We start from the raw sequence: 24,861 nt of genomic DNA on the forward strand, positions 1-24,861 counted from the left end.
ATGGTTCCACATAAACAAAAAAAGCGGTCAATCGATCGCCTTTTTCATGTTTCTTCTAGTTTGACTCATTCGATTTTGATATTAGTAACAATAAAAGAAAACAAAGACTTCTTTGTGTGCAAACCCTACTCGGAAGTCTTGTGTGTATTTTATTTGAAAAAGAATCCTTTGAAAGCAAACGCTATATTTTGTGGTCTTTCAGCTAATCGACGCATAAAGTACCCAAACCAATCCACCCCAAAAGGGATATATACTCGCATTTTATACCCTTCTTGCACTAAACGTTGTTGCAGTTCGGTACGAAAACCATATAACATTTGGAATTCAAATTGGTCTCGCGATATATGATTTTCTTTTGCAAACGCTTTTACTTTATCGATGATATGATGGTCGTGGGTAGCAATCGCTGTATAACTACCACTTAACATATGATCCTTAATTATTTGCATATAATTATCATCAATTTTTGCTTTCTCTTGATAAGCTACTTCAGGGGATTCTTGGTATGCCCCTTTTACTAAGCGTAGAGAAATTCCTTGTAAATCATTTATATCCTGCTCTGCTCGATGCAGATATGCTTGTATAACGGTACCAACATTATCATAGGTTTTACGCAGTTCACTTAAAATATCAAGGGTAATCTGACAGTGTGCGTGATCCTCCATGTCAATCCGAACAAAATTGTTATGTTTATTTGCTACTTCTAAAATCTGGCGCATATTATCCAAACAAAAATCTTTATCAATATCCAACCCAAGCTGTGTCATTTTAACAGAAAGATTGCTATTTAATCCTTTCTCCGCAATAGCTTCTAAAGTTTGAATATTATATTCAGTAGCCTCTATTGCCTCTGTACGACTTGATACAAATTCCCCTAAATGATCCAGCGTACAGACCAAGCCTTTCTCGTTTAATTCCCTAACTTTTCTCATGGCACTTTCAATACTAGTACCAGCTACAACTTGACTGGCTCCAAATCGGAGCCCCCATTTTTTAGCAGCTTTATTAAGTAATTGATTTCGTGATACATGGAGAAAAACATTTTTCGAAACATCTGCTAGCATGGATGATTCCCCCAAATCACCTTAAAATTTTATGATCTTCCTTTTTCCACGTGATGGTTACTTCTTTCTCAGGATAAGCATCTTGTAACCTCTCATGAGAAGCATGAATCGTAATCGGTTGCTTAAAGCTTTCTACTTGAACAATTTGTTTCGCACCTGCATACGTAATATCTCGTATCGTCGCTGGAGCTTGAAAAACATCCACATTTTCATAAATGGTCATATAAGGAAACAATGCATAGTTTTGAAATACTGTATTTACTGGTCGCAAAGTGGTTGTTTTTCCACATCCTCGGATCTAGAATAGATAAAAACTCCCCTTGGTGAATGTCAAGTGAAACGTAATATACCGTAGGATGATCTCCATAAAGCTTCGTTATATCTTTTAGTTAAATGATAGAAGAAGATATCGTCTATCTCCCCCCTTTATTGTCCGGTTTGTTTATTCCATTGTTCGTTCCAATTTTCCCGATTTTTATTAATGAGATTGTAATCAGAAAAATACAGATCATCCAACTTTCCATCTTTGCCAAAAGGCATTCTAGATGCGATTTTTTCGGATAGCTTTACGTTTTTATTGACAGGGGCTAGATAGAGTTGATCAGCAATTCCTTGTTGTGCTTTTTCGCTGATCGCTTCATCTAGAAATTTTAACGCAAGTTCTTTATTAGCTGAACCTTTTACGATGTGCCAATAACTACCAGCACCAATGGAACCTTCTTTTGGTATGACAAACTCCATGGGGACACCTTGATCCTTCAATGCCCATACCGGCCCACCATAATGTGCCGTCTCTCACTCTATTACATCTTCTATTTAAATCTCATTTGAACTGATACTACAACAAATACCACTTCTTGATATATATCCTACGCTTTAAATAATTAAAATATATATTTTATATTAGTAATCTAGGTTATGAAGTGATTACATCATGAAGAGATATAGTATGTTTTATAAAAGTATCGAAGTCTAAGAAGGAAATATATCAAATGAAAAACAACAGTAAAAAATAAATTACAAATTTCATTTTATCCCTTTTTAGACCGCCCTCTATGTATTAGAGCAAATCAACTTCTGCTTAAAACAATATTCATTGTTCTCTCTAAAATGGTATATATGGGCTATTTATTTCTAATATTCAATATTCTTAATGAAAAATTTAATACTTCTTCAATCATCGAGAAATGTATATTACAATAAAAGGGAAGCTTTTGGGCAATTCAAAGCTTCTGGTATTAGGTATAATAAAATAGGAATACCAATGGAAAGAAACGTAATCACTTCAAGTTAAATTTCTTCCGCTTATAGGAAAGATTATTGGTTTACATTTGGTAAATTAATAAATTGGAGGAAAGATAATAGGAACAGTAGGAGGAGATACCAGATGCCGAAACTGAAAGACAAAGAGAAATTACCATGGGACGATCTGTATGGTCCTAACTTAGCGTACATACTCGGTCAATTCGAGCAATACACCAAAGATCCTGAATCAGTGGATCCTGCATTAAAAGAGCTTTTTGAACAGTGGGGGTCTCCAACCGAACCATCACCTGATAGTCAAACAAATGTAGTTTCACCTACTGATTTACGAAAAGTGATATCTGCAGAAAAAATGGTACAATACATCCGAACATATGGTCATCAGTCTGCAAATCTAAATCCTTTGGCCAAAAAAGAGCCTTCTCTACCTGACTTTGCAAAATATGGATTAAGGGAAGAGGATTTAAATCAAATTCCCGCAGATATTATTTGGACAGGTTCATCCCATACCATCAAAACAGCTTTAGATGTCATTCAGCATTTACAACGTGTGTATACTGAATCATTAGCATTTGAGTTCAGCCATGTACATCAGCAAGAAGAACGTGAGTGGCTTTATTCAAAAATAGAATCACGGTCTTTTTACCCTGATTTTTCGACCGAAAAACGAAAGAATTTATTAAACAGATTGATGGAAGTAGACGAATTTGAGAAGTTTCTTCAACGAACTTTTACTGGACAGAAGCGATTCTCCATTGAAGGGGTAGATCTATTAGTACCTATGGTGGATGAATTAATCAATCTAAGTAACCAAGAAGGTGTTCGTCATGTGATGATGGGTATGGCACATCGAGGACGATTGAACGTCTTAGCTCATGTGCTTGGAAAACCATATGAGAAGATTTTCTCAGAATTTCATCATTCTACAAATAAAGAAGTGGTGCCTTCTGAAGGATCAATGGGCATTAACTATGGATGGACTGGAGATGTAAAATATCACTTAGGTGGAGATCGAGATATAGATGGTAGTAATACACTGCACACACATTTAACACTAGCAAATAATCCTAGCCATCTTGAATTTGTTAATCCTGTAGTAGAAGGTTTTACGCGTGCCGTTCAGGAAGATCGAAGCAAAGCAGGTTATCCCATACACGATACGACAAAAGGATTGGCTTTGCTTATTCATGGTGATGCTGCATTTCCTGGAGAAGGGGTAGTAACAGAGACATTAAACCTCAGCCAGTTAACAGGATATCGCACAGGTGGTACGATTCATATTATCGCGAACAATCAACTTGGATTTACAACCAATCATTATGATTCTCGTTCCACTGCTTATTCTAGTGATCCAGCTAAAGGATTTGAAATACCTGTCATTCATGTAAATGCAGACGACCCAGAAGCATGTCTTGCAGCTATCCATTTAGCTTTTGAATACCGCACTCGTTTCCAAAAAGACTTTTTGATTGATCTAATTGGATATCGGAGATTTGGACATAACGAAATGGATGATCCCACTGTCACACAACCCTTAATGTATGAAATCATCCAAAATCACCCAAGTATTTGTGAACAGTATGCTAAAAAACTGAGTTCAGAAAATCTGATTCCACAAGACATAATCGAAAAATCGGGAGAAAAAATCAAGGATAAACTTCAAGCAGCATATCAAAAAATGCAAACCGATCAAGATTTACTCTTAGACGAATTGATAAGTCCATCTGGATCAGGTGTAGAGCTCCCATCCATCCATACTGGAGTTCCAGTTGAATCTCTTCAAGCGATCAACCAATCATTATTAGAACGCCCAGAAACCTTTACTCCCTATCCCAAACTGGAGCGGATGTTATCCAGAAGGATCCATTTATTAAATGAGGAAGAAAAAGTAGATTGGGCTCTAGCAGAAACATTGGCATTTGCGACTATTTTAAACGATGCGACTGCGATCCGTTTTACTGGACAAGATACAGAAAGAGGAACATTTGCGCACCGTCATCTCGTATTGCATGATAGCAAAACAGGAAAAACCTTTTGTCCTCTTCATGCGATTCCTCAAGCAAAGGCAGCATTTGCAATCCATAATAGTCCTTTATCAGAGGCTTCCGTACTCGGTTTTGAATACGGCTATAATTATTTTGCTGAGAAAACACTTGCTATCTGGGAAGCTCAGTATGGCGATTTTGCAAATGCCGGGCAAGTAATCATGGATCAATTTATTTCAGCTGGCAGAGCAAAATGGAGGCAAAAGTCTAGTTTGGTGTTATTGTTACCTCATGGATATGAAGGACAAGGTCCTGAACACTCCAGCGCTCGATTGGAACGTTACTTACAATTAGCAGCAGAAAATAATATGGTTGTTGCTAACATGACGAGTGCTGCTCAATATTTTCATATTTTGCGACGTCAAGCAGCTATTACTGGCCAAGAAGAAGCTCGTCCTTTAATCATAATGGCTCCAAAGAGTCTGATTCGAAGTAAACGAACAATTTCCCCTAGTTCTGAATTAGAGTCCGGTTCATTTCAGGTAATCAAAGAAGAATCAGGATTAGGATCAAAAACGAATGAAGTCAAACGATTAGTGCTATGCAGTGGCAAAATAGCTATTGACTTATCAGCAGAAGTCGAAACAGTATCATCCGATTCTCCTGAAAAACTGGATTGGTTACATATCTTAAGAGTAGAGCAGTTGTATCCATTTCCAAATGTAGAACTAACAGCCATCTTGCAGAGGTTCAAAAATTTACAAGAAATAGTTTGGGTGCAAGAAGAGCCAAAGAACATGGGTGCATGGACATACATGGAGCCAAGAATCCGGGAATTGTTGCCTAGTACAACTACTCTTCGATATATTGGACGGCCAGATCGATCCAGCCCAGCCACAGGTAAAGCCAATGTACACGATAGAGAACAACTACAAATCATAAAAGAAGCACTGCGACAAGAAAAATAAAAATATAAACAGGAGGGGTAAATCGTGACCGAGGTAAAAGTACCAAACTTAGCAGAATCCATTACAGAAGGAACAATATCCAATTGGTTGGTCAAAGAAGGAGACCATGTCAAACAAGGTGATGTGCTGCTTGAACTCGAAACAGATAAAGTAAATATGGAAGTATCCGCAGAACAAGCTGGAGTAGTTAAAAAAATTATAAAACAATCAGGTGAAAATGTAGAAGTTGGTGAGGTAATCGCTCACCTTGATGAAAGTGCTAGTGAAGATGCTCCTTCTCCGGCACCAGAAAATCAAACCGTTTCTGCTCCAACAAATGAAGATACAACTTCGAACCAAGAAAAGCAAGATGGAAGCAAAAAGAGAAACATCAGTCCAGCTTCTCCAGCATTGAGAAAACTAGCAAGAGAAAAAGGCGTTCATGTAGATGACATCCAATCAGGACGACTAACAAAGCAAGATGTGGAATCAAGTAGTAAACAAGAACAAAGACAAGAAACAAAACCTACCCCTACACCAGCAAAACAAGATGCGACAAATACTAGCGATCCAACGAAACCAGAAGAACGCAAGCGAATGACTCGTAGACAACAGACTATAGCAAAGAACTTGGTACAAGCACAACATAATGCAGCCATGCTCACTACTTTTAACGAAGTAGATATGTCAAAGGTTATCGATATCCGCAAACGTAGAAAGCAATCTTTCTTTGATAAACATGAAGTAAATCTTGGGTTCATGTCCTTTTTCAGCAAAGCAGTAGTAGGGGCCTTAAAAGCATTCCCAATACTCAATTCAGAAATAGATGATCAAGAGATTGTTTATAAAAAATACTATGATATTGGAATTGCAGTGGCTAACGATGAAGGGCTTGTTGTACCAGTAGTGCGAAACGTAGATTCCCTGACTTTTGTAGAAATAGAACGTCAGATTGCCTCTTTAGCTCAAAAAGCTCGAACAAATAAATTAACCTTGAACGACTTAAAAGGTGGCACTTTTACCATTACTAATGGAGGGGTATTTGGTTCCCTATTCTCTACTCCTATCTTAAATGCTCCACAAGTGGGCATCTTAGGAATGCATACGATCCAAACACGACCTGTAACCGTTGATGGAGATAAACTCGAGCATCATCCCATGATGTACATTGCCCTCTCCTATGATCATCGCATCGTAGATGGTAGAGAAGCAGTTGGTTTCTTGGCAATGATTAAAAAGTTATTAGAAGAGCCAGAGCTATTATTGCTGGAAGGTTAATTTGCTCAATGGATGAGAACCATTATTAAAATAAAACAGGTCTACGAATCCTATATGAATTCGTAGACCTGTTTGCTTTTCCTGAATGTTACACCAAACCCAAGTCTTTTCGCGGATCTCCTACCATCGTGCTTGGATCAATGATTTTGTCAAACTCATCTTCTGTAATATATCCACTCGCAATAGCCGCTTCTCGAAGAGTTATACTTTGAGCATGCGCTTGATGGGCAATCGCGGAAGCTTTGTCATAACCGATAACAGGACTGAGAGATGTAACAAGCATGAGTGACTCATTTACATATTTCTCAATGCCCTTCTTGTCTAAGGTTATTCCTTCTACACTATACTTACGCCAGTTTTGACATACATCTGCTAGAATAAGGCTAGAATGCAACACGTTTTTTGTAATAATTGGTCTCATTGTACTCAGTTCAAAATTACCTTGAGAACCTGCAACAGCAACTGCATTGTCATTACCAATCACTTGAATACAAACCATGATCAATGCTTCTTCTTGTGTTGGATTTACTTTCCCAGGCATAATAGATGACCCTGGTTCATTTGCAGGCAACTGTAACTCATGGATACCAGCTCTAGGGCCACTCCCAAGCCAACGAATATCGTTAGCAATTTTCATAAGTGCAACTGCTAATGATCGTAAAGCCGCACTAGCATTCACCATTGCGTCCAACGAAGCTTGTGCTGCATATTTATTGGGTGCAGTCACAAAAGGATGTTCCGTAAGGCGGGCAATCTCGGCAGCAATACTCACACCAAATCCAGAGAGTGTATTTATTCCTGTACCAACAGCAGTCCCACCTGCAGCAAGCTGATAAAGTCCAGACATGGAATTTTTGATCAGTTGCAGTGCATCTTTTAGCTGCGTAACATAACCAGACCACTCTTGGCCAACCGTTAAAGGAGTAGCATCTTGAAGATGAGTTCGTCCGATCTTAACGACATCTACCCACCCTACTGCCTTCTCCCACATCACATCGATCAGTGCTTCTATTCGAGGAATCAAGCGATTCGAAAATTCGAGCACAGTAGCAATGTGCATTGCGGTTTGAAACGTATCGTTAGAAGACTGCGACATATTGACATGATCGTTTGGATGAATGGGATTTTTCGTTCCTAACTTCCCCCCTACCTTTTGAATCGCACGATTGGAAATGACTTCATTTATGTTCATATTGGTCTGTGTACCAGAACCAGTTTGCCAAACATACAAAGGAAATTCATTATCCAGTTGACCCGAAATCACTTCATCTGCAACATTTATGATAAGTTCAGCTTTATCCTCAGACAAAATACCTGCTTCTTTGTTTACTACGGCTGCTGCTTTCTTCACATATCCGTATGCATGATTAACGATCAGCGGCATACGGTCTTCTCCAATAGAAAAATGCAGCAACGAACGCTCCGTCTGTGCTCCCCACAAACGATCGGCGGATACTTTTATCGGTCCCATTGAATCTGTTTCAATTCGATATTTATCTCCTTCTACTAAGTCTCCTGCTTTGTATGTAATATTTTCTTTGTGTTTCATAAATGACTCCTTCTATCTCATTTACTCTTGATTCTATCCATTTCTCACAAAGTATAAGTACCCTGCTTATTTAACATTATATACTACCGTTAAATAAGCAGGGTACTCACATCTACAAGTTAAATTCTCCTATTGGAGTTTGTCTCTATTATAGGTATGTACCCACGCATTCGCTGACTACATTTTTATCAACATTAATCTTTGCGTTCATTATAATACTTTACAGAGTACATAGACCCTTCGGACACCATATTATTATCCCCTTCATCGCGAGGATGCGGGTTGCCTATTTTTGCTTGAAGATCTTGGTTGTAGTGATCTTTATCTTGATCAGGGACATGATCAAAAAAGTTTCTTATTCTGTTTTCGATTCTTCTTCGATTCGTTTTGTTCGATAAAAGATAGGTTGCGAAACCAACCGTAGACAAAGTGAATCCTGCCAGAAAAGCTTTCTTTTGTGTAAACATCTTATCCCTCCTCTATATAGGTTTACCCTCTCTATTGTTTTTCAATCCTAATATGCAAACTCGTTATTAATGATCAATAAAAAGAAACGAAATTATGATTAAATATGAATAACGAATACAATACCAACATGTTGGAGGAAGTATGAATGAATAACCTAAACGTATTATTTCGCAAGAGAATCGGGATATCAGAACATCAAGAAATTACATTTGAAACATTGGATGATGTGCTTGCCAAAACAGCAAAAACGATTCCTTTTGAAAATCTTTGCATTATGAACAAAAAGACATACGATATCACAGAAGAGAATGTGATACACAAAATATTAGTAAAAAAGGAAGGCGGTCTGTGTTATGAATTAAACTCTCTTTTTTATTTGTTTTTGATTGAAAATGAATTTCACGCCTTTCTCGCACGCGGAGTAGTTTACGATAATGAAGCCCAACATTTCCAACAACTAGGGAAAAACCATGTCACTATCCTATGCATCCATAATGGACAAACTTATCTAATCGATACTGGTTTTGGAGGAAATTTACCATTAAAACCCGTCCCGTTAACTGGAGAAGTAGTTGTTTCGAGTAATGGTGAATTCCGAGTCAAGAAAAAGAAAACAGAACTTGGTGATTATATTTTTGAACAAAAATTAAAATACAAAGATAAAGATTGGAGAATAGGTTATGCTTTTGATTCACAAAAAACGATAACAGATATATCTGAATTTCAAGAGATCCAGAACATTATTGCTGACCATCCAAAATCAACATTTAATAAAAACCCCTTAATCACAAGACTAACCGATAGAGGAAATGTAACATTGACAAATACATCGTTCACACAATGGATTGATGGAACGCCTACAAAAACAAAAATAGACCAAACTAGCTTTAAAAGTCATCTCGAACAGTATTTTGGCATGTGACCTTAAAACGACGAGATACAAAACTTATTTCATTCTTCCTTCTTAACCTTAATCTTCACATATCCACTAAAATATTAAAAACTCTTCTATACAAGAAGAGTTTTTTTGTGCCCCTCTACTTATATTAAAGTGGCGGGACGCGGCGGACGCGGCGGATCCGGCAGGTCCGGTGGGTTCGCTTCCCGTGGATCGTACTCGGGTGGAACCAGCCACTGGTACCCGGTGTTCATCTGGAACAACAACGGAGAGCCGAGCGCCTGGAACTGGCTCGTGCTGTTCCTCGTGTCTCTGTTCATCCTCGCGGTCGTGATCTTCCTCGTTTGGGTCTTCAAGAAGATCTTCTTCCCCAGGAAGCGGAACGTGTCGAGGGTTCGCCACACGCGGACGATCCAGAGGCCGGCGACCAGCACCAGCAGGCTGATCAAGTCGACCAACTCGCCTGCCGGCACGCATGAGTACCAGTCGACGGTGCACAAGGATCCCTTCAAGAAGTTGTAAGGGGATCCGCCCTGTACACAGGCCGTTGTCACTCGAAAGTTCGAGTGACAACGGCCCCACTTATTTTTAATGATAAATTCGTTATCGTATTTTAAAAATAAGAGATACAATTCATGCAAGAGACAAATAAGAGTTATCGATTGTCTCAAAAAAACAGAAATTTCAATCTTCTTTCCTTCTATCCTTTTCTAGTTATCTCTCCCTATTTTCACGTATCCTTCTAAAAGATAAAACTCCTCTGGAATACAGGAGTTTTCTTTACATTCATCTATTTATTATTAAGCTTCTCAGCTAATTACCGGGGACAGAGTATTGGCTTGATCTAACTATGATCAACCAACTCTGTCACATCCATCTAGTATGTGTTGCGTACTGTATCTATGAAGTACCATTACACATACACGTCAAGCGTGTGTTTCAGGAATAGCTTGAGGTTACCCCCTCGCCCCTTCAACCTGTTCGATCAGTTCGGCCAGCCGGTTGCAAATCCCCATGAGGATAGTAGCCGTATGCCTCGCAATCTGGGCCTTCCGGCGATTCTCGCGATACCGGTTCGGATAGAGTTCGGCCTGAGAGCTACTCTTGAGATTCTGTACACCGATGCCCTCGAACTGGCTAGCCTGGTGGCATTCGGCACACCAATGGTTGGTCGCCATCTCGAGAATGTCTCGCAGAACCTCTACATTCCAGCTGCTCCAAGAATACCGAGAGGCAGTCCTGTTGACTTCCTTCAGCTGCTCGTAGAACTCCATCTGACGAATGCGGTAGTGAGCTTCTACTTCAGTCATCATCATCTCCTGCATGGTAGGGGTAACCCTCGTCCATGTGTAGCTGCTGATTCGCTCTACTTCCTGCTCCTTTTTCTGAGAAGAAGTTTTACGAACAGCACTCGCAGTGATGATGTTTCCAGTCACCTTCATGAACAGGTTCCGGCGCCAATCCTGACCGTTGATGTTGTCGGTCACCTTAACTCCTTGATTGAATTAGATGGGGTCTTTCTTGCCTCTCATTATATTATAAATTTCCACTGTTTTGTAAGTTCTATTCACGAAATTTTTGGAGCTGCTCGCATTCCAAGATAACAATAAATAGTGCCATCTTGTAAAGGCAAAAATACAACAGGTATAAAATCTTGACCTGGAACTGCCCCAGCAAAAACGGTTGTAGTTACTGGTATCAGTTCTATTTTTAGCGGAGGAGCTGGGTCTTTTCTTCCATCCACCGTTTTGTATATCAAATATGGAGTATTGTCATCAATTAATACCGTAATGTCAAGGCCTTGACGTTTGTATGTCCCTGCATATGGTGTCATATCTACTGTAGGAGGTTGTGGTAGCGGTAAAAATGGCTTGTTTGGTATTTTTATACCAGCTATTTCCCAAAACAGCTCTTGAAAGAGCATCGAATGAAGAAGATTTGATTTTCCCCCATTGGTCACAAGTGCAATGGCAACACCAGTTTCAGGGGCAATACGCAAGTATGCGTTCTGACCAATTGTCGCTCCGTCGTGACCAAATACTGGAATGTCGCCCCAATCGTATATCATCCAGCCAAGTCCCCATCCCTCATTTCCTGATGTCCACTTATCAGGAGATTCCATCTCCAGCCGTTGCATCGCTATGACCGATTCATCTGTCAATATATGAGTACCGTCAGACGTTACACCACCTTCAAGATGCATTTGAGCCAATCGAACAAGATCAGCAGCAGTAGCACACAATGCTCCACCACTCGGCCCGGATGAACGTGGTAAAAGATTCCAAAATGGCATCGGTTCTGGTTCTTGACCATCTTCACCTGAGTGTCCCATCGCTGATCGAAAACGTAAAACTTCCTCTGGCAATGTTACAGTGTGAGTGAGTCCAAGTGGTGAGAGGAGCCGATCTCTTAAAGCATCATCCCAAGACTGACCTGTCACTACCTCTACGATTCGACCCAAAACATTGTATCCAACACTGCTGTAAGAAACGATCGTTCCTGGAATACTATCTAAGGTTAAATCGCTACACGCCTTGACATAACGAGCCAAACAATCATTCCCACGTCCGGTGTCTATTGTATAATCACTAGTTAGACCACTGGTATGACTGAATAATTGACGAATCGTAATCGCTTCAGCACCAAAAATGTTTAATTCTGGAAAAATATCTTTCACCAGTGTATTTAGCTTTAACTCTCCTGAATCAACGAGCTGCATCACCAAGATAGCCGTATATACTTTCGAGATCGATCCAATTTGGAACAACGAATCGGTAGTCGCTTCTACACCTGTTCCTTTATGCAACACCCCATTAGCCAATGAATGAATTTTCCCATCTACTAATACAGCAAGTGATGCTCCTGGTACGCGATAGGTTTTACATAGATCGCTCAACCGTTTTTGCCAATGTTCATAGCGAAATGAATAACACTCTACTCTTCTAAAATTCTTCATATTCTTTCTCCTTATTCTTTGTTTTTCATTCACTCTTCTTAAATATGTTACAATCGCTTTTTAAACGGAATATAAACAGTAAATAGCGCTTTATATAAACCATCATTCTAAATATTAATAATAAAAAGAAATATATTTTTTCTAAATAAAAGCTTTTCTTTTGATTCTATTTAATATACTATTAAGAATATTAAATAGTGGAGGTGACGAATATGAAGAAAAAATCTCTAAAAGTGAAAACGTCTTCAAAAACCAAAGCTGTTTCCGTTATTGTGGAAGGTCTCAAATTCTAAAAAGCTCATACTTATTGAAAAAAGCAAGCTCTGAACAGCTTGCTTTCTTATTGAAGATGTAGGAAAGGAGTGGATCCTTTATTATGAAGAAATCAATCATAAAACCTATGCTCTCCAAACATTTATATGCTAGAAATACAATAGATGGGCAAATCATAATCCGATCACATGAATTAATTGAATTGGAGTCTTTAGATAATGTTCAGGTAGCAGCAATGAAGTTAATGACCGGAGAATATACAACCAATGAAATTTATAAATTTTTATTATCAAACGGATATGAGATGGATGAAGAAGAGTTATCTGATCTTATCGAAACACTTCAAGAATATTCTTTAGTAGTGGATCAGACAGAAATTGATCTGAATCATATTATTTCTGATTCGAGTAAAGAACGCTATGCTAGACAAATTTCTTTATTTTCCGGAATGACAAATGGATATAAAAATGCATATGAAATACAAAAAAAAATTGAGAGCTCGCATGTTGCTATTGTTGGTCTTGGAGGAGTCGGCTCCTATGCACTTTATGCATTTGCTGCAATGGGTGTGGGTACGATTACAGCCTGTGACTTTGATACGGTTGATCTAAGTAATCTCAGTCGGCAAATACTTTACCACGAGCAAGATGTAGGAAAAAAGAAAGTCGAAGTTGCTAAGCAACGAGCGAAAGAGATAAACAGTCAAACAAAATACCATTTTTTCCAACGTCAAATTACATCAACTAAAGACTTAACAGAGATCGCCCAAGGCTCTGATATTGTTTTACTAGCAGCAGATACTCCTAGAGGAAAAATAACGCACTGGATGAATGAAGCTAGCTATCAACTGAGCATCCCATTTCTAACTGCTGGCACTTCTATGACTACACAGGTTTGTGGTCCGCTGATTGTTCCAGGAAAAACGCTTTGCTTTGATTGTAGTATGCCAGAGAAAACATTAGAAACTCATCCCATAGTTCAATTTATTAATCAACGTTACGAAGGCGCTTTAATTGATCCCTATAATGCGATTGTAGCTAGTTTGGGTGTTTTAGAAATCATGAAACATCTAACTGGTTTTTCTGAATCACGACTATACAATCATAGATATATCCTCGATTTACATACGTTAGAATCATCATTTGTTGAAATAAAACCAAAAACGAGTAGGAACAGATGCCCTCTTTGTGAATAGTACTTAGTGTATCGGCAGTTTGATAAAAAATAACAGGGTCTGTTCCACATATCCGAAAAGCAGCCCTGTTTCTCTTTTGTCTTGTTTTTTAATTCTTATTTGGAAGAGTAACAGTAAAAGTAGAACCCAACCCCAGCTTGCTTTCTACAGTAATCTTCCCTTTATGCATGTCCACCATTTTTTTTACAATGGAAAGCCCTAAACCACTGCCTTGATTAGCAGGCTTTCGCGATCGATCTGTTTTAAAAAAACGCTCAAAAATATAGATTTGATCCTCTTGAGATATCCCAATTCCTGTATCGGATATTACCCCTACAATGTCTTCGCCATCTTGGCGTATAGCAATGCTCATATTTCCGCCTTTGGGTGTAAATTTAATACTATTATGTATTAAATTTATCCAAATTTGGCCCATCATATCTTTATCTGCTCGTATTTCCAACTCTTCCAACATGATATCCATGTTCATGTTTTTATCGGACCACTGAGGCTCACAAGCTAGAATAATGCTTCTTAACTGCTTATCCAACCGATAAATTTCTGGTTCAAACTTCATGGTGTCTGCTTCCAAAGATGCTAATCTTAGCAAACTATCGCTCATTTTAGATAACCGAACACTTTCAGATTCAATGATATCAAGATAATGTATTCTATTTTCTGGACTTAACTGACTATTTCGCAACGTCTGTGCAAAACCATGGATAGAGGTAAGTGGAGATTGAATTTCATGAGATACGTTTGCTATAAATTCTTTTCGCATTTTTTCCATCTTACTCAACTCGATCGCCATTTGATTCACACTTTCCACCAGCTCTCCAAATGGCCCAAGTTCCTTCCCGTTCGTATCCAATTCAACCTCATAATTACCAGAAGAAATTTTTTTTTGAGCATGAATGATAGAATCAAATAATCCCTTTGTTGGACGATCAAATCTTGCTGCAATCTTTATCAAGATTGCTCCGATCATCAAACCAAGCAACGAATTGATAACCTGAACGACTAGTGCAGAAGGAAATATTTCTATTGTTGTATAGAGAAATGAAGTTAGAAAAAAAGCTGCGGTTAAACACCCGATAAAAAGAATTAACACAATCATAATGCCTGCTATGTTCTGGACAGAATATTTATTCATGATCCTACCTCTATACGGTAACCCAGCCCTCGTATTGTTATTATCTTAATTGACTGCTCCCTAACGGAGAAACGTTCCCGCAACCGATTTACATGTACATCCAACGTTCTCTCGTTTCCTTTATAATCATAACCCCAGATGTCTTCAATCAATTGATCACGTGAAAAAGTCTTACCTGGATGACTCGCAAGTTTATATAAAAGTTCAAACTCTTTGAGCGGTAGGGTTATAGGCATATTATCGATTTTAACTTCATATGTACTTCGATTCATAAACAACTCTCCAACTTGAATGATTTTGGAAGCCATTATTTGATATCGTTTTAACAATGCATAAACCCTTGCAACTAGTTCTCGTCGATCAAATGGTTTCACTAAATAATCATCCGTTCCCAATTGAAAACCTTTTACTTTTTCGTCGGTTTCCCCAAGAACAGTCAGCATAAGTAAGGGGATATCATAATATTTACGCAGTTCTAAACATAATTCCCATCCATCCATATTTGGCATCATTATGTCAAGAATGGCCATATCCACTTTGATTGTCTCTAACTTTGATAATGCTTCCATTCCATCTGAAGCAGGAACAATAGAAAATCCTTCTTCTTGTAAAATAATTCCGATTAATTTGCGGATGTTTGGATCATCGTCTACAACTAATATTTTTTGCATAGTCAACGCCACCCCACTTTCTTTCCTAAAGCTTTATTCGGGAAATTCATTTAAAAGATAGTGATAAATGATCAAGTACAGTTTCTCATAGAGATATAAACAGAATGTAAACAACAAGTACAATGTCAAATCATCGTAATATTACTGTACTAAAAAATTATTGCAGTTCGCCAAAACTTAGTAACTTCATTACCTTTCTTGCTCCCCTTTTTTGATGCTTGTCATATAAGCTTTGACTTTATACAAACAAAAAAAGATGGAGAATCCTCCATCTCTAATCGTATTCACCTCACAGGGCAAGCGCCTGTTGCACATTCTTCATTTTCCAATTCAAAATCTTCGCCAACATCTTCAAATCGTTCTAATAATCTATAATCAAAAGACTTCATATTTGCTTTCATTTCTTCGTATTTTTCTTTTGTAATACTCTCATACGGTGCTAGTTCATAAGAATGACCATCTAGTTTTAGAAATGATACGGCAACCATCTCATCCCAGTGTGTATAAATGTTATCAGCAACTGTTTCCCATTCTCCATCTTTCACGGAAATCGTATTGGATGAGTTATGCTCAGTATAATTGTCTTGAAAACTATAGTACGTATTCAATTGCTCTATTGCAGAAACGTCGTATTTGGTTCGTGTAACTGGAGAAGAGATAGGAAACTCAATGACTTTGGTATCGACAGGTATATATCGTTGTGTACCACTTTCATCTGTAATCGTTATCCCTTGTCCAACTTCATTATGAACAGACCATCCTAGTTCCTCTGCGACTTTGCACAATGGATCTGTCGAATTTATTCTCACTCGGCGAATGAAATATGGAGAATGAGTATGATGCAGTCCAGACGATACTCCTCCAGCAACTTGTGAAATTGTTCCCTCGGGTTTTACTGCTGTTGTCAACAAAGGACGTGGGGTTCCTAAAGAATCCGCGTATTCATCAGCTGCCAATCGAGCAGCACCTCGCATTTGTTGTTGCAAAAGTTGTTCTTGTTCTTCATTGTATCCTAGTGCTTCCATTGCATCTTTCCAACCCGTTATGGAGCACCCAATTAGTCTATCTCGTTTTTGAATAGCATCCCATTTATATAGCTCTAAATCGACGTTCGTCATCCGATAACCCGCTCGTGCAGAAAGTTTTTGTGCTTCTAAAAGCCCATGGAGATCTAACTTGCCTGTTTTCACAAAGGACATCATATTAATTGTTGTTAAATTACAAAGACCACGTGAATCAAGCAATATTTCCACACATGGATTCACGCCTTGGAAATTTGGACGTCTTTTTCTCGCAGCTTCTGCATTAACAAAACATGGTTCTCCTTCATTCTCTAATACATCAAACTGCCATTTCAAACGATCCCATGTTGGTTTTTCTTCGTAAAAAATACTGTTATTACTCATATAACGGTGACTTTTATCTGGATATTGCCAAAGATTTTGTTTCGCGACAATCGTCTCATCATCTTTTGCATCCAGCAATGCGATTTCACTAGTACGTCGTACCCCGCCAATGACCACATTTTGACCAATAATATTACAAATATCTAGTAAATGGATGGGTCTTAGTTGTCCATTTTTTGGCTTTGCTGTAAATCTATCAGTTGTAAGTACATCATGTATCTTCTCAAACATTACTTTTAAAGAAGCATGTCCTGATGCAGTACCACCAAACGTTTTTAGTCGTTCTCCTTTTGGACGGACATCATTATAATTTATAATTACGGCTTCAATGCTACGATAATCTTTATTCCAAAAGAGTTTGAAATACAAAGACAATGCTTGTACCCAGCCTTCTTTTGAATCTCCAACTTTGATCTCAGCAACATTTCCTGTAAAAACAATCGAGGTATGGTCTGTTCGTGCATGTTTTGGTGTTGCTTTATATGGTGAATGTATCAGCTGAAGGTTATCTCGAACTTTAGGGAATTTCGCAACATCCGATTGAAGAATTCGAAATCCAACTCCTGTACCAACCATCAGCAAATAAAATAAATCATCAATGGCTTCAAAGTCGTCCATTACAACAAAACTACAGTTAAAATTGGCCATAGGATATTTTTTTGCAGCCTCCGTACCACCAATCCAAAGTGTTCTGCCAGAGAGAAATTGACGAAGATGAAACATATTATCAAAAAGATATTCCGCTTCTTGTTGGGTTGTCTCCTCAACCAAAGAACAATTATATTCAACCGCTCTTTTGCACGTTTCTTTCCATGTCTCTCTTCGCTTTTCTTCTGGTAACCAGCGTGAATATGTACGTAAATACACAAATCTAGAGTATGCTGTCATTTGTTCCGGGAATTCATCGTATTGTGCTAAAAATTTATCGGTTAACTTCATTTTCATCCGTTTCCTTCCATTTCCTTTTCCATAGGTATGTTAAATTTATCTGATTAAAATCAACAAAACATGAGTCGTTTAAGTTTTATATAAACCATATGTAGTCCTATTAGAGTATAACTCATACTACATATGGTGTGAAGAGGTAAATTCGACATGAAAATTCTGCACCTTTGAAACGGAAGGAAACCAGACCTTTCTACGGCTTTTTTCATGATAAATATTTTTTATTGCCATGGTTCGCCTGGCTGTAGTAGAAGCTCGTTTGTCTTAAAACGATAGGATGAAATAGGAATACAGATGAAAGGAATACTTTTCATAAATAAAACGAGCTGATCAGTTATTACACAAATCAGCTCGTTTTATTTATTATTTCCCCAAACAATAAATAATGTTGTCCATTGTACTCTACAAATGAGATACAGAAACTCTAATTACACTCCATTTGGCTAACAAACTGCCATAGGATAGTCTGCAAAACGATTTACTAGATACAAACCTATCAAAATAGCTAGAATAGATTTGCTCGTAATGGATATTGTCCACTGAATCAAAGTAGAAACAGAGTAAAAATAACGAACGAATAGACTGATCATGGTCGTCAAAGTGAATAACGAGAAGTATATAGGTGTGTAAACAAAAAGGACAGCGAAAGCACTAGCATTGGAGTTGATACCAATATCACATTGGTTAAAATAAAAAAATGTACCTATGGAAACAAGAACAGTAAAAATAAGAAGAAAGAGAAACTCCAAAACTCCATTAAACTGATGGTTCTTCTGACGGCTCATCTATTATCTCCTATATACTTTATCGATTCTCCATTCTCCATTGGAGTGGATTCCTTGTTTAATAGAAACTCCAAAAAAGAATGAAATCATCAATCCATCTAATTCTTGGTATCATTGCGTACTTTTTCTTCAAAGACTTATCTATCGGAAAAATGTTATTGTCGGAGTTCAGAGTGATTGACTCAATCCGAACGAGATCCTGACTGAGATGGTTTCCCAGTCTGAAAGGATTACAGCGCCACGCAGGACACTGCCCATGCGAGGATCATCATGGCGACAGCGGCGATCTTGAACAGAAACTTCACGAGAGCTTCCTAAAGGGTTTGGACCTTATCATCTTGTACTGATACGTACTATTATTATAACAACTTTAAGAAGTAAGCGAGCGATTTAATTAAAAAGTCCATAAATACTCCATTCGTAACCATATCTGTATTTATTCAAACTTAGAATATGAGGATTGATGTCAACAAAAAAAGAAAGCCTCCCATGCTATGTTCTAAAGAATGGAGACTTTCTTTTATTAAGACCAAATCAGTTTTTTATAAACAGCTTGATCAATAGTAGGGAAACACAACCTACTATCTAAATGCCTCTTAAAGGACGGTACTCTGGTTGCCACATAGCAGTTTGAACCGCTTGTTCGATATTACTTGGATGATTTCTAGCCACTCTGTCCTCGATAGCAGCTTGCACCACTCGGGTAGCAACGACTACAGACACTTCACGCAGTTTTTCCACTGGAGGCAAGAGAGAAGAACCTAGTCCTGTTATTTCTACCATTTCTGCTACTGCTCCTGCTGCCGCAGCTAACATATTGTCAGTCACCCGCTTTGCTTGTGACACAATGGTTCCTAACCCGATTCCAGGGAAGACAAATGCGTTATTAGCCTGACCAATTTGATAAACGATACCATTGTAAGTGATGGGTTGAAAAGGACTTCCTGTAGCAATAAGTGCTCTGCCTTCCGTCCAATTTAGCAAATTAACTGGGATCGCTTCCGAGGAACTTGTAGGATTGGACATTGGCAAAATGATAGGTTGATCCGTATGAGCCGCCATCTCTCGTATAATCTCTTCTGTAAACGCGCCTCCAACTGTCGAAGTTCCAATCAAAATAGTTGGATGTACCTGTCGTATAACCTCATCAAAAGAAATATTGCCTTCTGTTCCATTATGATCCCAATGACTGACTTCATGAGTAGATCGAGCATAAGGACGTTGAAAATCAGCAAGACTTTCCATGTTCTCTACTTGTAATCCAAACTTATCAATACACCAAAACTTGCGGTTTGCATCCTCTCTTGATAGATCATTGCGTACCATTGCATCACGAATCTGTTCTACGATTCCAATCCCAGCTGACCCAGCACCAAAAACGACAATCCGGTGTTGTTCTAACGGAATCCCAGATGCTCGAACCGCAGATAATACAACAGCTAAGGACACGGCACCAGTTCCTTGAATATCATCATTAAACGTACAAAGTTTATCTTGATATCGCTCTAAAATAGGACGAGCATTAGGCTGAGCAAAATCCTCCCAGTGTAACATTGCTTTAGGAAACATCCGATGTGCAGTGTTTACATAAGCATCGATAAAAGCATCATATCGCTCTCCACGTACTCTAGGATGTCTACGTCCGATATACAAAGGATTATTTAATAAACTTTCGCGATTGGTTCCAACATCTAAAATCACCGGAAGAACTCTACTCGGATCAATACCTCCAGCTGCTGTATATACGGTGAGTTTGCCAATGGCGATATCAATACCGCCAATCCCCCAATCTCCAATACCTAAAATTCTCTCTCCATCTGTAGCAACAATCAAATCAATATCTTCTGGATTGACTCTCAAATTGCGGAATGCCTCTTCAATACCATCTGGATCATCAATAGAAAGATATATTCCATGAGGTCCACGATATACTTGGCTGTAACGCTGGATCGCTAATCCTATTGTTGGTGTATATACAATCGGCAACATTTCGCTTATATGCTCAGAAACTAATCGATAAAACAAAATTTCATTTCGTGCTCGTAATAAACTTAGATACACATATTTGCTAAGATCATCAGACTGCTCTTTAAACTGCTCATATGAACGGGATACTTGTTCTTCAATAGTCAAGACTGATGGTGGAAGTAACCCATTTAGTCCAAGTGATTGCCGTTCCTCCATTGAAAAAGCTACCCCTTTATTTAACCTTGGGGACTTTAAAATACTATGACCTCGTAGTGTTGTTTCTTGGTGATCATACATAAGTGTTCCTCCAATAGAAACCTATTTTGAGTAAAATTATTTTCCCCTAGCATACCTAAAATCATCAAAAGAATGGAGAAAACATACATGATTTTTTGTATTGTTATAAGTGGAATCAACCAAAAGAATTACCTATAACTACCATAAACAAGTATATCCTCCTATCACCTACTTTAGATAATAAGAAACCGAAAGTGTATTTTGCTATTCTTTAAATATTTAACTCGCTGATTTAAATCACCAAGTGAGTTTTTTTGAATAGTATCCTTATTCCACTATATGACTTATTTATTTATACTAAACACTATATAGATAATAAGGAGAAAATTATACATGTACAAACTTCGTTCTTTGCTTTGCATTCTTATCTTTTCAATCTGTCTAGTAGCTTGCTCTAAGCCAACAGCTCCAAAAACACATAAAGAAAATTCCAATCCTATATCATCTGAGCAATTAGCAAAAGAAATGGCCCTTTTTTTACCGACTGGAGCAAAATGGACTTCGCCCAAGTACGGAAATAACCGAACACCTTTTTTTGTTGCCGATCTCGATGGTGATCAACAAGAGGAAGGGATTGGTTTATTTAAACAAAATCACCAAATGGGAATAATTATCATCAAAAAAGAGGCACAAACATGGAAAAAAATCACCCAAGAAACGTTCACCGGAAATCATTTTCAACTAGGAGGAGCTGGCGATCTAACTGGAGATCAAACAGCTGAGATTGTCCTTAGCATAGAAGGAGAAACGGAATTCGAAGCAACAACCAAAGTACTTCAGTGGAACAAACAAAAAATGATTCCTATCCTTGAGCAAGAAACTACTGCTACCGTCTTTGATGATTTGGATCAAGATCAACAAACAGAATTAATACTCTATCAGAAAGAGGACATGCACACAAAGGCCGTTCTTTATGAACCACATCAACAAAAACTAAAGGTGAAAGATACCAAAAAAATAGAAGGTACCATTGTGATGAGTTACATCACTGTAGGGAGAGTTCAAAAAAATCGACTTGGCATTGTGGCTGATATCTCCATTGGTGCTCACAGCGGAAAAGCTGGGATTTTTTATATCGAAAATAGTAAATTACACGACGCCTTTGACTACCTTGATAACGAGCAGAACCACCGTCTCTATAATGTGAAGAGTCAAGATATCAATCATGATGGCATCCTCGATATCGCCTATACAGACATGGCCATGAATACCGGAACCCTTTCCAATGCCGAGCAACCAACCATCTATCGCTGGTATAATTGGAAAGAAGAGAACAAACTAAACTTAGTTTATCAACAATATGAAGATTACCTACTCGGTCTACGTATAACGTATCCTCCCGAATGGAGAGATAAAATACAAGCATCATTAGACCCTCAAACCCATGCCATAACCTTTGGCATACCCTTAGCCCAAAACAAGCTGACTCTTCTTGTAATCGCAGAGATTTCAGCCGTTAAAAAATCAGACTGGCCTAGTCTAAAGCAAAATCTTGATGCCTACAAGTCTCTTGGTACGTTTGATTATTCCGTCTTATACAATCAAAACGATGTTGTTTATATAACAAAAATCTATAACGAAAAAGTCGCCCAGCAGATGAACGGAACAACTACTTATCTTAAAGCCAAACAATCTGGAATGATTCCCACTCATTCTAGCCTCAAACAATGGGTAAAGATATACCGTGAAGCACAAAAGGATTATTTGCATTTACCAGAGTTTCCATAAATTGAACGAACTTCTCTCTTTACTTAAAGAACTTATGGTTCTGTTTTCTGCATCACAACTACACTTAATCAATAAAAAATAAATACTTTCAAATTATGTTTATAACTTAATTAAAACAGAGTTGTTAGATTTATCTCTACAACTCTGTTTTTTCCTGATAAATGGATTTTCTCTTTCACTGATGACTAACAATCGAAGCGCAACACTACTATCAAGGGTCAATCGTAATGATGGAGAATGCTATTTTCGAGCAGTTACAATAGGTTGATAAAAACCTGTTTCTTCTGGCATGTGCCATTTTACATCAAATAATCCAATTTTGTTTAGGATGTCACAAAGCTCTTGCCTTAATAAAGCTCTGTAAGTAGTCTTCGTGTGTTTTGTCAGCCATTGTCCGTCTACTTCTTTCATAATAAAATGATTTATCGCATAAATATTTCTCTTTTCTGACCAATCCCAAACTTGAAAAGTAATAACTCTACCATCCTCAAAAATACGTGGCTGTGTAGATACAGGTTTACTTTTTACTATTGAATCATAGTCCCTAATTGTAAGAACAAGTAAGCCATTACCCTGAAGCTTATCTTTTAAGTTTTGTGAAGCACTGAGCAAATCTTCGTCTGTTAAAAGATGGGGAATTGCATTATCAGCTGATAAAACGACATCGAATTTCCCAGCGATGCTTTTAGCTAATGAACGAAAATCTGCTCTTCCAAAATCGATATTTACTTGAAATAAAGCAGCTTCTCTTTTCGCACGTGAGACTGATTTCAAACTTAGATCAGTAGCAGTCACTTTAAACCCCTTTTTCGCTAATCCAATCGCTTGAGTGCCAATTCCACAGGAACAATCTAATAAGGAAAGTTGTTCTGGGTTTTTATTCCCAAATTTAGAAAGAATGAATTCACTTAACACTTCACCCTGCCGTAAAACTGCTTTTTTCCAGTCTGAGTAAATCAAATGATAATCATCAGCCATTTCATCATAAAAGTTTTCAGTTGATGTCTCCATATTCACATCTCTCATCTAAATTTAGTTACAAACTTTAATCATTTCCATCATCACAAAAGTTTTTGAACAAGGTTTTCTTTTCCATCACCATTTTACTTATTATTTATACAAATTTATTGCTCGGTTCAAGTATTGGAATCGAACTAAAGTTTTTTATTCTGCTACTAATCTCTGCTTATCTGTCCAGAATCGAAATCCTGTCACACCTTAATAAAAGATCTACATAAAGTGTCCTTTTAACATGATTAGATTGATCCACTTAGAAAAAAGCATGGTCTATTTGTAGTATTTTTTAAAGTAAATCTGATCCTTCTCCGTTACAGGTGAATACTCTCCTTAACATTTTTTATCATGTACAATATTAAATCGTCATCAGCATAAATCTTCACACCGGGATTAAGTTGATTGTTATGATAGGTAAGACCTCTCCCGTCTGGTATATATCCTCTTTTTGCATATAGCCTTTGTGCTTGTCCATAATGAATATGCATTCCGACTCCTACCCCTACAACCCCATATTTTTCAAATGCAATTTGTTCGATATATTCCATTAATTGATTTCCAATGCCCAATCGTCGAAATGGTTTAATGACATTAAAGTCATTAATTTCCGGGATGCCATTTTCAACAAAGCAAGGATATTTAGCTCTAGCAAGTAAATGCAAGCTTCCCGCAAAATCTTCATTATGAAAAGCTAACAAAGTAATACGGTTCCCAGTTTGATTTTCTTTCCAACACTGTTCGATATATTCGAAAGGCTTTCTAATGTCATGTTCGCGAAATACTTTGTAGACATTAGAAATGTCCTCTTGTTTCATTTTTCGGATTTGGATAGAATGATCCATCATGTATCACCTTATTTTATGTTCTCTTTGATTTTCTTTTATCAGACTAACAATATTTAATCTTATCCCTATTTGTTGAAATTGGAAATTAGGTATGATAAGATATCTCTAATTTGATAATGGGAGTTGAAAAATGTATGTAATGTTTTCTTGCTACTAAAATAAAACAATAAAAGCACATTCCGCTTGTTTTATTT

At 37.7% G+C, this 24,861-nt stretch carries 19 protein-coding genes and 1 pseudogene; 5 read left to right on the forward strand and 15 right to left on the reverse strand.

Annotation, left to right across the window (positions count from 1 at the left end; translation table 11 throughout):
- Nucleotides 1–149: 149 nt before the first annotated feature.
- The 3 genes and pseudogenes from A3GQ_RS0104075 to A3GQ_RS0104085 form a co-directional block, all read right to left on the reverse strand.
- Nucleotides 150–1,064 (reverse strand): proline dehydrogenase family protein, encoded by a 915-nt coding sequence (locus tag A3GQ_RS0104075; RefSeq protein WP_028775970.1) that lies wholly within the window; start codon nucleotides 1,062–1,064, stop codon nucleotides 150–152.
- 202 nt (nucleotides 1,065–1,266) lie between these two features.
- Nucleotides 1,267–1,444: pseudogene (locus tag A3GQ_RS28455) on the reverse strand (spermidine/putrescine ABC transporter ATP-binding protein); the annotation flags it as partial.
- 46 nt (nucleotides 1,445–1,490) lie between these two features.
- Nucleotides 1,491–1,826: an extracellular solute-binding protein gene (locus A3GQ_RS0104085; protein ID WP_028775972.1), complete on the reverse strand. Its 336-nt coding sequence runs from the start codon at nucleotides 1,824–1,826 to the stop codon at nucleotides 1,491–1,493.
- 625 nt (nucleotides 1,827–2,451) lie between these two features.
- On the opposite strand from A3GQ_RS0104085, the gene A3GQ_RS0104090 reads away from it, so the two are divergent.
- Nucleotides 2,452–5,280 (forward strand): 2-oxoglutarate dehydrogenase E1 component, encoded by a 2,829-nt coding sequence (locus A3GQ_RS0104090; RefSeq protein ID WP_028775973.1) that lies wholly within the window; start codon nucleotides 2,452–2,454, stop codon nucleotides 5,278–5,280.
- A 24-nt stretch (nucleotides 5,281–5,304) separates the two neighbouring features.
- Nucleotides 5,305–6,537: a 2-oxoglutarate dehydrogenase complex dihydrolipoyllysine-residue succinyltransferase gene (gene odhB / locus A3GQ_RS0104095; protein ID WP_028775974.1), complete on the forward strand. Its 1,233-nt coding sequence runs from the start codon at nucleotides 5,305–5,307 to the stop codon at nucleotides 6,535–6,537.
- An 88-nt stretch (nucleotides 6,538–6,625) separates the two neighbouring features.
- On the opposite strand, the gene fumC is transcribed toward odhB, so the two are convergent.
- Together fumC and A3GQ_RS0104105 are read right to left on the reverse strand one after the other, a co-directional pair.
- Nucleotides 6,626–8,086: a class II fumarate hydratase gene (gene fumC, locus A3GQ_RS23345; protein ID WP_037463952.1), complete on the reverse strand. Its 1,461-nt coding sequence runs from the start codon at nucleotides 8,084–8,086 to the stop codon at nucleotides 6,626–6,628.
- A gap of 194 nt (nucleotides 8,087–8,280) precedes the next feature.
- Nucleotides 8,281–8,553, reverse strand: coding sequence for a hypothetical protein (locus A3GQ_RS0104105; protein WP_028775975.1), 273 nt, complete (start codon nucleotides 8,551–8,553; stop codon nucleotides 8,281–8,283).
- Nucleotides 8,554–8,699: 146 nt separating this feature from the next.
- Here A3GQ_RS0104105 and A3GQ_RS0104110 point away from each other — a divergent pair, with 146 nt between their 5' ends.
- Complete coding sequence (locus A3GQ_RS0104110) at nucleotides 8,700–9,476, forward strand: arylamine N-acetyltransferase family protein (protein ID WP_028775976.1); 777 nt, start codon at nucleotides 8,700–8,702, stop codon at nucleotides 9,474–9,476.
- Between the two features lie 119 nt (nucleotides 9,477–9,595).
- Here A3GQ_RS0104110 and A3GQ_RS27630 read toward each other — a convergent pair whose 3' ends face one another.
- From A3GQ_RS27630 to A3GQ_RS0104125, 3 genes are all read right to left on the reverse strand, one after another.
- A complete protein-coding gene (locus A3GQ_RS27630; protein WP_169818241.1) occupies nucleotides 9,596–9,910 on the reverse strand; it encodes a hypothetical protein in 315 nt (104 codons plus the stop codon).
- Nucleotides 9,911–10,408: 498 nt separating this feature from the next.
- A complete protein-coding gene (locus tag A3GQ_RS0104120; RefSeq protein ID WP_028775978.1) occupies nucleotides 10,409–10,939 on the reverse strand; it encodes a hypothetical protein in 531 nt (176 codons plus the stop codon).
- Nucleotides 10,940–11,019: 80 nt separating this feature from the next.
- Complete coding sequence (locus A3GQ_RS0104125) at nucleotides 11,020–12,408, reverse strand: serine hydrolase domain-containing protein (RefSeq protein ID WP_028775979.1); 1,389 nt, start codon at nucleotides 12,406–12,408, stop codon at nucleotides 11,020–11,022.
- 376 nt (nucleotides 12,409–12,784) lie between these two features.
- On the opposite strand from A3GQ_RS0104125, the gene A3GQ_RS25540 reads away from it, so the two are divergent.
- Nucleotides 12,785–13,876 carry a HesA/MoeB/ThiF family protein gene (locus tag A3GQ_RS25540; protein WP_051271190.1) on the forward strand — a complete coding sequence of 364 codons (1,092 nt, stop codon included), beginning with the start codon at nucleotides 12,785–12,787 and terminating at the stop codon, nucleotides 13,874–13,876.
- A gap of 88 nt (nucleotides 13,877–13,964) precedes the next feature.
- Here A3GQ_RS25540 and A3GQ_RS0104140 read toward each other — a convergent pair whose 3' ends face one another.
- The 5 genes from A3GQ_RS0104140 to A3GQ_RS0104160 all read right to left on the reverse strand — a co-directional run bounded on the left by A3GQ_RS0104140 (nucleotide 13,965) and on the right by A3GQ_RS0104160 (nucleotide 21,080).
- Complete coding sequence (locus A3GQ_RS0104140) at nucleotides 13,965–15,008, reverse strand: sensor histidine kinase (protein WP_037463954.1); 1,044 nt, start codon at nucleotides 15,006–15,008, stop codon at nucleotides 13,965–13,967.
- Nucleotides 15,005–15,679: a response regulator transcription factor gene (locus A3GQ_RS0104145; RefSeq protein ID WP_028775981.1), complete on the reverse strand. Its 675-nt coding sequence runs from the start codon at nucleotides 15,677–15,679 to the stop codon at nucleotides 15,005–15,007. The genes A3GQ_RS0104140 and A3GQ_RS0104145 overlap by 4 nt, the downstream gene beginning before the upstream one ends.
- A gap of 284 nt (nucleotides 15,680–15,963) precedes the next feature.
- Nucleotides 15,964–18,030: a ribonucleoside-triphosphate reductase, adenosylcobalamin-dependent gene (gene nrdJ, locus A3GQ_RS0104150; RefSeq protein ID WP_028775982.1), complete on the reverse strand. Its 2,067-nt coding sequence runs from the start codon at nucleotides 18,028–18,030 to the stop codon at nucleotides 15,964–15,966.
- 443 nt (nucleotides 18,031–18,473) lie between these two features.
- Complete coding sequence (locus A3GQ_RS0104155) at nucleotides 18,474–18,815, reverse strand: hypothetical protein (RefSeq protein WP_028775983.1); 342 nt, start codon at nucleotides 18,813–18,815, stop codon at nucleotides 18,474–18,476.
- A gap of 585 nt (nucleotides 18,816–19,400) precedes the next feature.
- Nucleotides 19,401–21,080 carry an NAD-dependent malic enzyme gene (locus A3GQ_RS0104160; protein WP_028775984.1) on the reverse strand — a complete coding sequence of 560 codons (1,680 nt, stop codon included), beginning with the start codon at nucleotides 21,078–21,080 and terminating at the stop codon, nucleotides 19,401–19,403.
- A gap of 333 nt (nucleotides 21,081–21,413) precedes the next feature.
- On the opposite strand from A3GQ_RS0104160, the gene A3GQ_RS0104165 reads away from it, so the two are divergent.
- A complete protein-coding gene (locus A3GQ_RS0104165; protein WP_028775985.1) occupies nucleotides 21,414–22,808 on the forward strand; it encodes a hypothetical protein in 1,395 nt (464 codons plus the stop codon).
- Between the two features lie 240 nt (nucleotides 22,809–23,048).
- Here A3GQ_RS0104165 and A3GQ_RS0104170 read toward each other — a convergent pair whose 3' ends face one another.
- Both A3GQ_RS0104170 and A3GQ_RS0104175 read right to left on the reverse strand, forming a co-directional pair.
- On the reverse strand, nucleotides 23,049–23,819 hold the full coding sequence (locus A3GQ_RS0104170) for a class I SAM-dependent methyltransferase (protein ID WP_028775986.1): 771 nt from the start codon (nucleotides 23,817–23,819) through the stop codon (nucleotides 23,049–23,051).
- A 317-nt stretch (nucleotides 23,820–24,136) separates the two neighbouring features.
- The gene (locus A3GQ_RS0104175) at nucleotides 24,137–24,664 is read right to left on the reverse strand and encodes a GNAT family N-acetyltransferase (RefSeq protein ID WP_028775987.1); all 528 of its coding nucleotides are present in this window, start codon (nucleotides 24,662–24,664) and stop codon (nucleotides 24,137–24,139) included.
- Nucleotides 24,665–24,861: the final 197 nt, after the last annotated feature.

The organism is Shimazuella kribbensis DSM 45090 (genome assembly GCF_000428065.1).
Classification (GTDB): Bacteria; Bacillota; Bacilli; order Thermoactinomycetales; family Thermoactinomycetaceae; genus Shimazuella; species Shimazuella kribbensis.

Bases quoted from the DNA above. Each gene is read 5' to 3' on its own strand.
- A3GQ_RS0104075 (WP_028775970.1), bottom strand. From the start codon at position 1,064: ATGCTAGCAGATGTTTCGAAAAATGTTTTTCTCCATGTATCACGAAAT.
- A3GQ_RS0104090 (WP_028775973.1), top strand. From the start codon at position 2,452: ATGCCGAAACTGAAAGACAAAGAGAAATTACCATGGGACGATCTGTAT.
- fumC (WP_037463952.1), bottom strand. From the start codon at position 8,086: ATGAAACACAAAGAAAATATTACATACAAAGCAGGAGACTTAGTAGAA.
- A3GQ_RS0104105 (WP_028775975.1), bottom strand. From the start codon at position 8,553: ATGTTTACACAAAAGAAAGCTTTTCTGGCAGGATTCACTTTGTCTACG.
- A3GQ_RS0104110 (WP_028775976.1), top strand. From the start codon at position 8,700: ATGAATAACCTAAACGTATTATTTCGCAAGAGAATCGGGATATCAGAA.
- A3GQ_RS0104125 (WP_028775979.1), bottom strand. From the start codon at position 12,408: ATGAAGAATTTTAGAAGAGTAGAGTGTTATTCATTTCGCTATGAACAT.
- A3GQ_RS25540 (WP_051271190.1), top strand. From the start codon at position 12,785: ATGAAGAAATCAATCATAAAACCTATGCTCTCCAAACATTTATATGCT.
- A3GQ_RS0104140 (WP_037463954.1), bottom strand. From the start codon at position 15,008: ATGAATAAATATTCTGTCCAGAACATAGCAGGCATTATGATTGTGTTA.
- A3GQ_RS0104145 (WP_028775981.1), bottom strand. From the start codon at position 15,679: ATGCAAAAAATATTAGTTGTAGACGATGATCCAAACATCCGCAAATTA.
- nrdJ (WP_028775982.1), bottom strand. From the start codon at position 18,030: ATGAAAATGAAGTTAACCGATAAATTTTTAGCACAATACGATGAATTC.
- A3GQ_RS0104155 (WP_028775983.1), bottom strand. From the start codon at position 18,815: ATGAGCCGTCAGAAGAACCATCAGTTTAATGGAGTTTTGGAGTTTCTC.
- A3GQ_RS0104160 (WP_028775984.1), bottom strand. From the start codon at position 21,080: ATGTATGATCACCAAGAAACAACACTACGAGGTCATAGTATTTTAAAG.
- A3GQ_RS0104165 (WP_028775985.1), top strand. From the start codon at position 21,414: ATGTACAAACTTCGTTCTTTGCTTTGCATTCTTATCTTTTCAATCTGT.
- A3GQ_RS0104170 (WP_028775986.1), bottom strand. From the start codon at position 23,819: ATGGAGACATCAACTGAAAACTTTTATGATGAAATGGCTGATGATTAT.
- A3GQ_RS0104175 (WP_028775987.1), bottom strand. From the start codon at position 24,664: ATGGATCATTCTATCCAAATCCGAAAAATGAAACAAGAGGACATTTCT.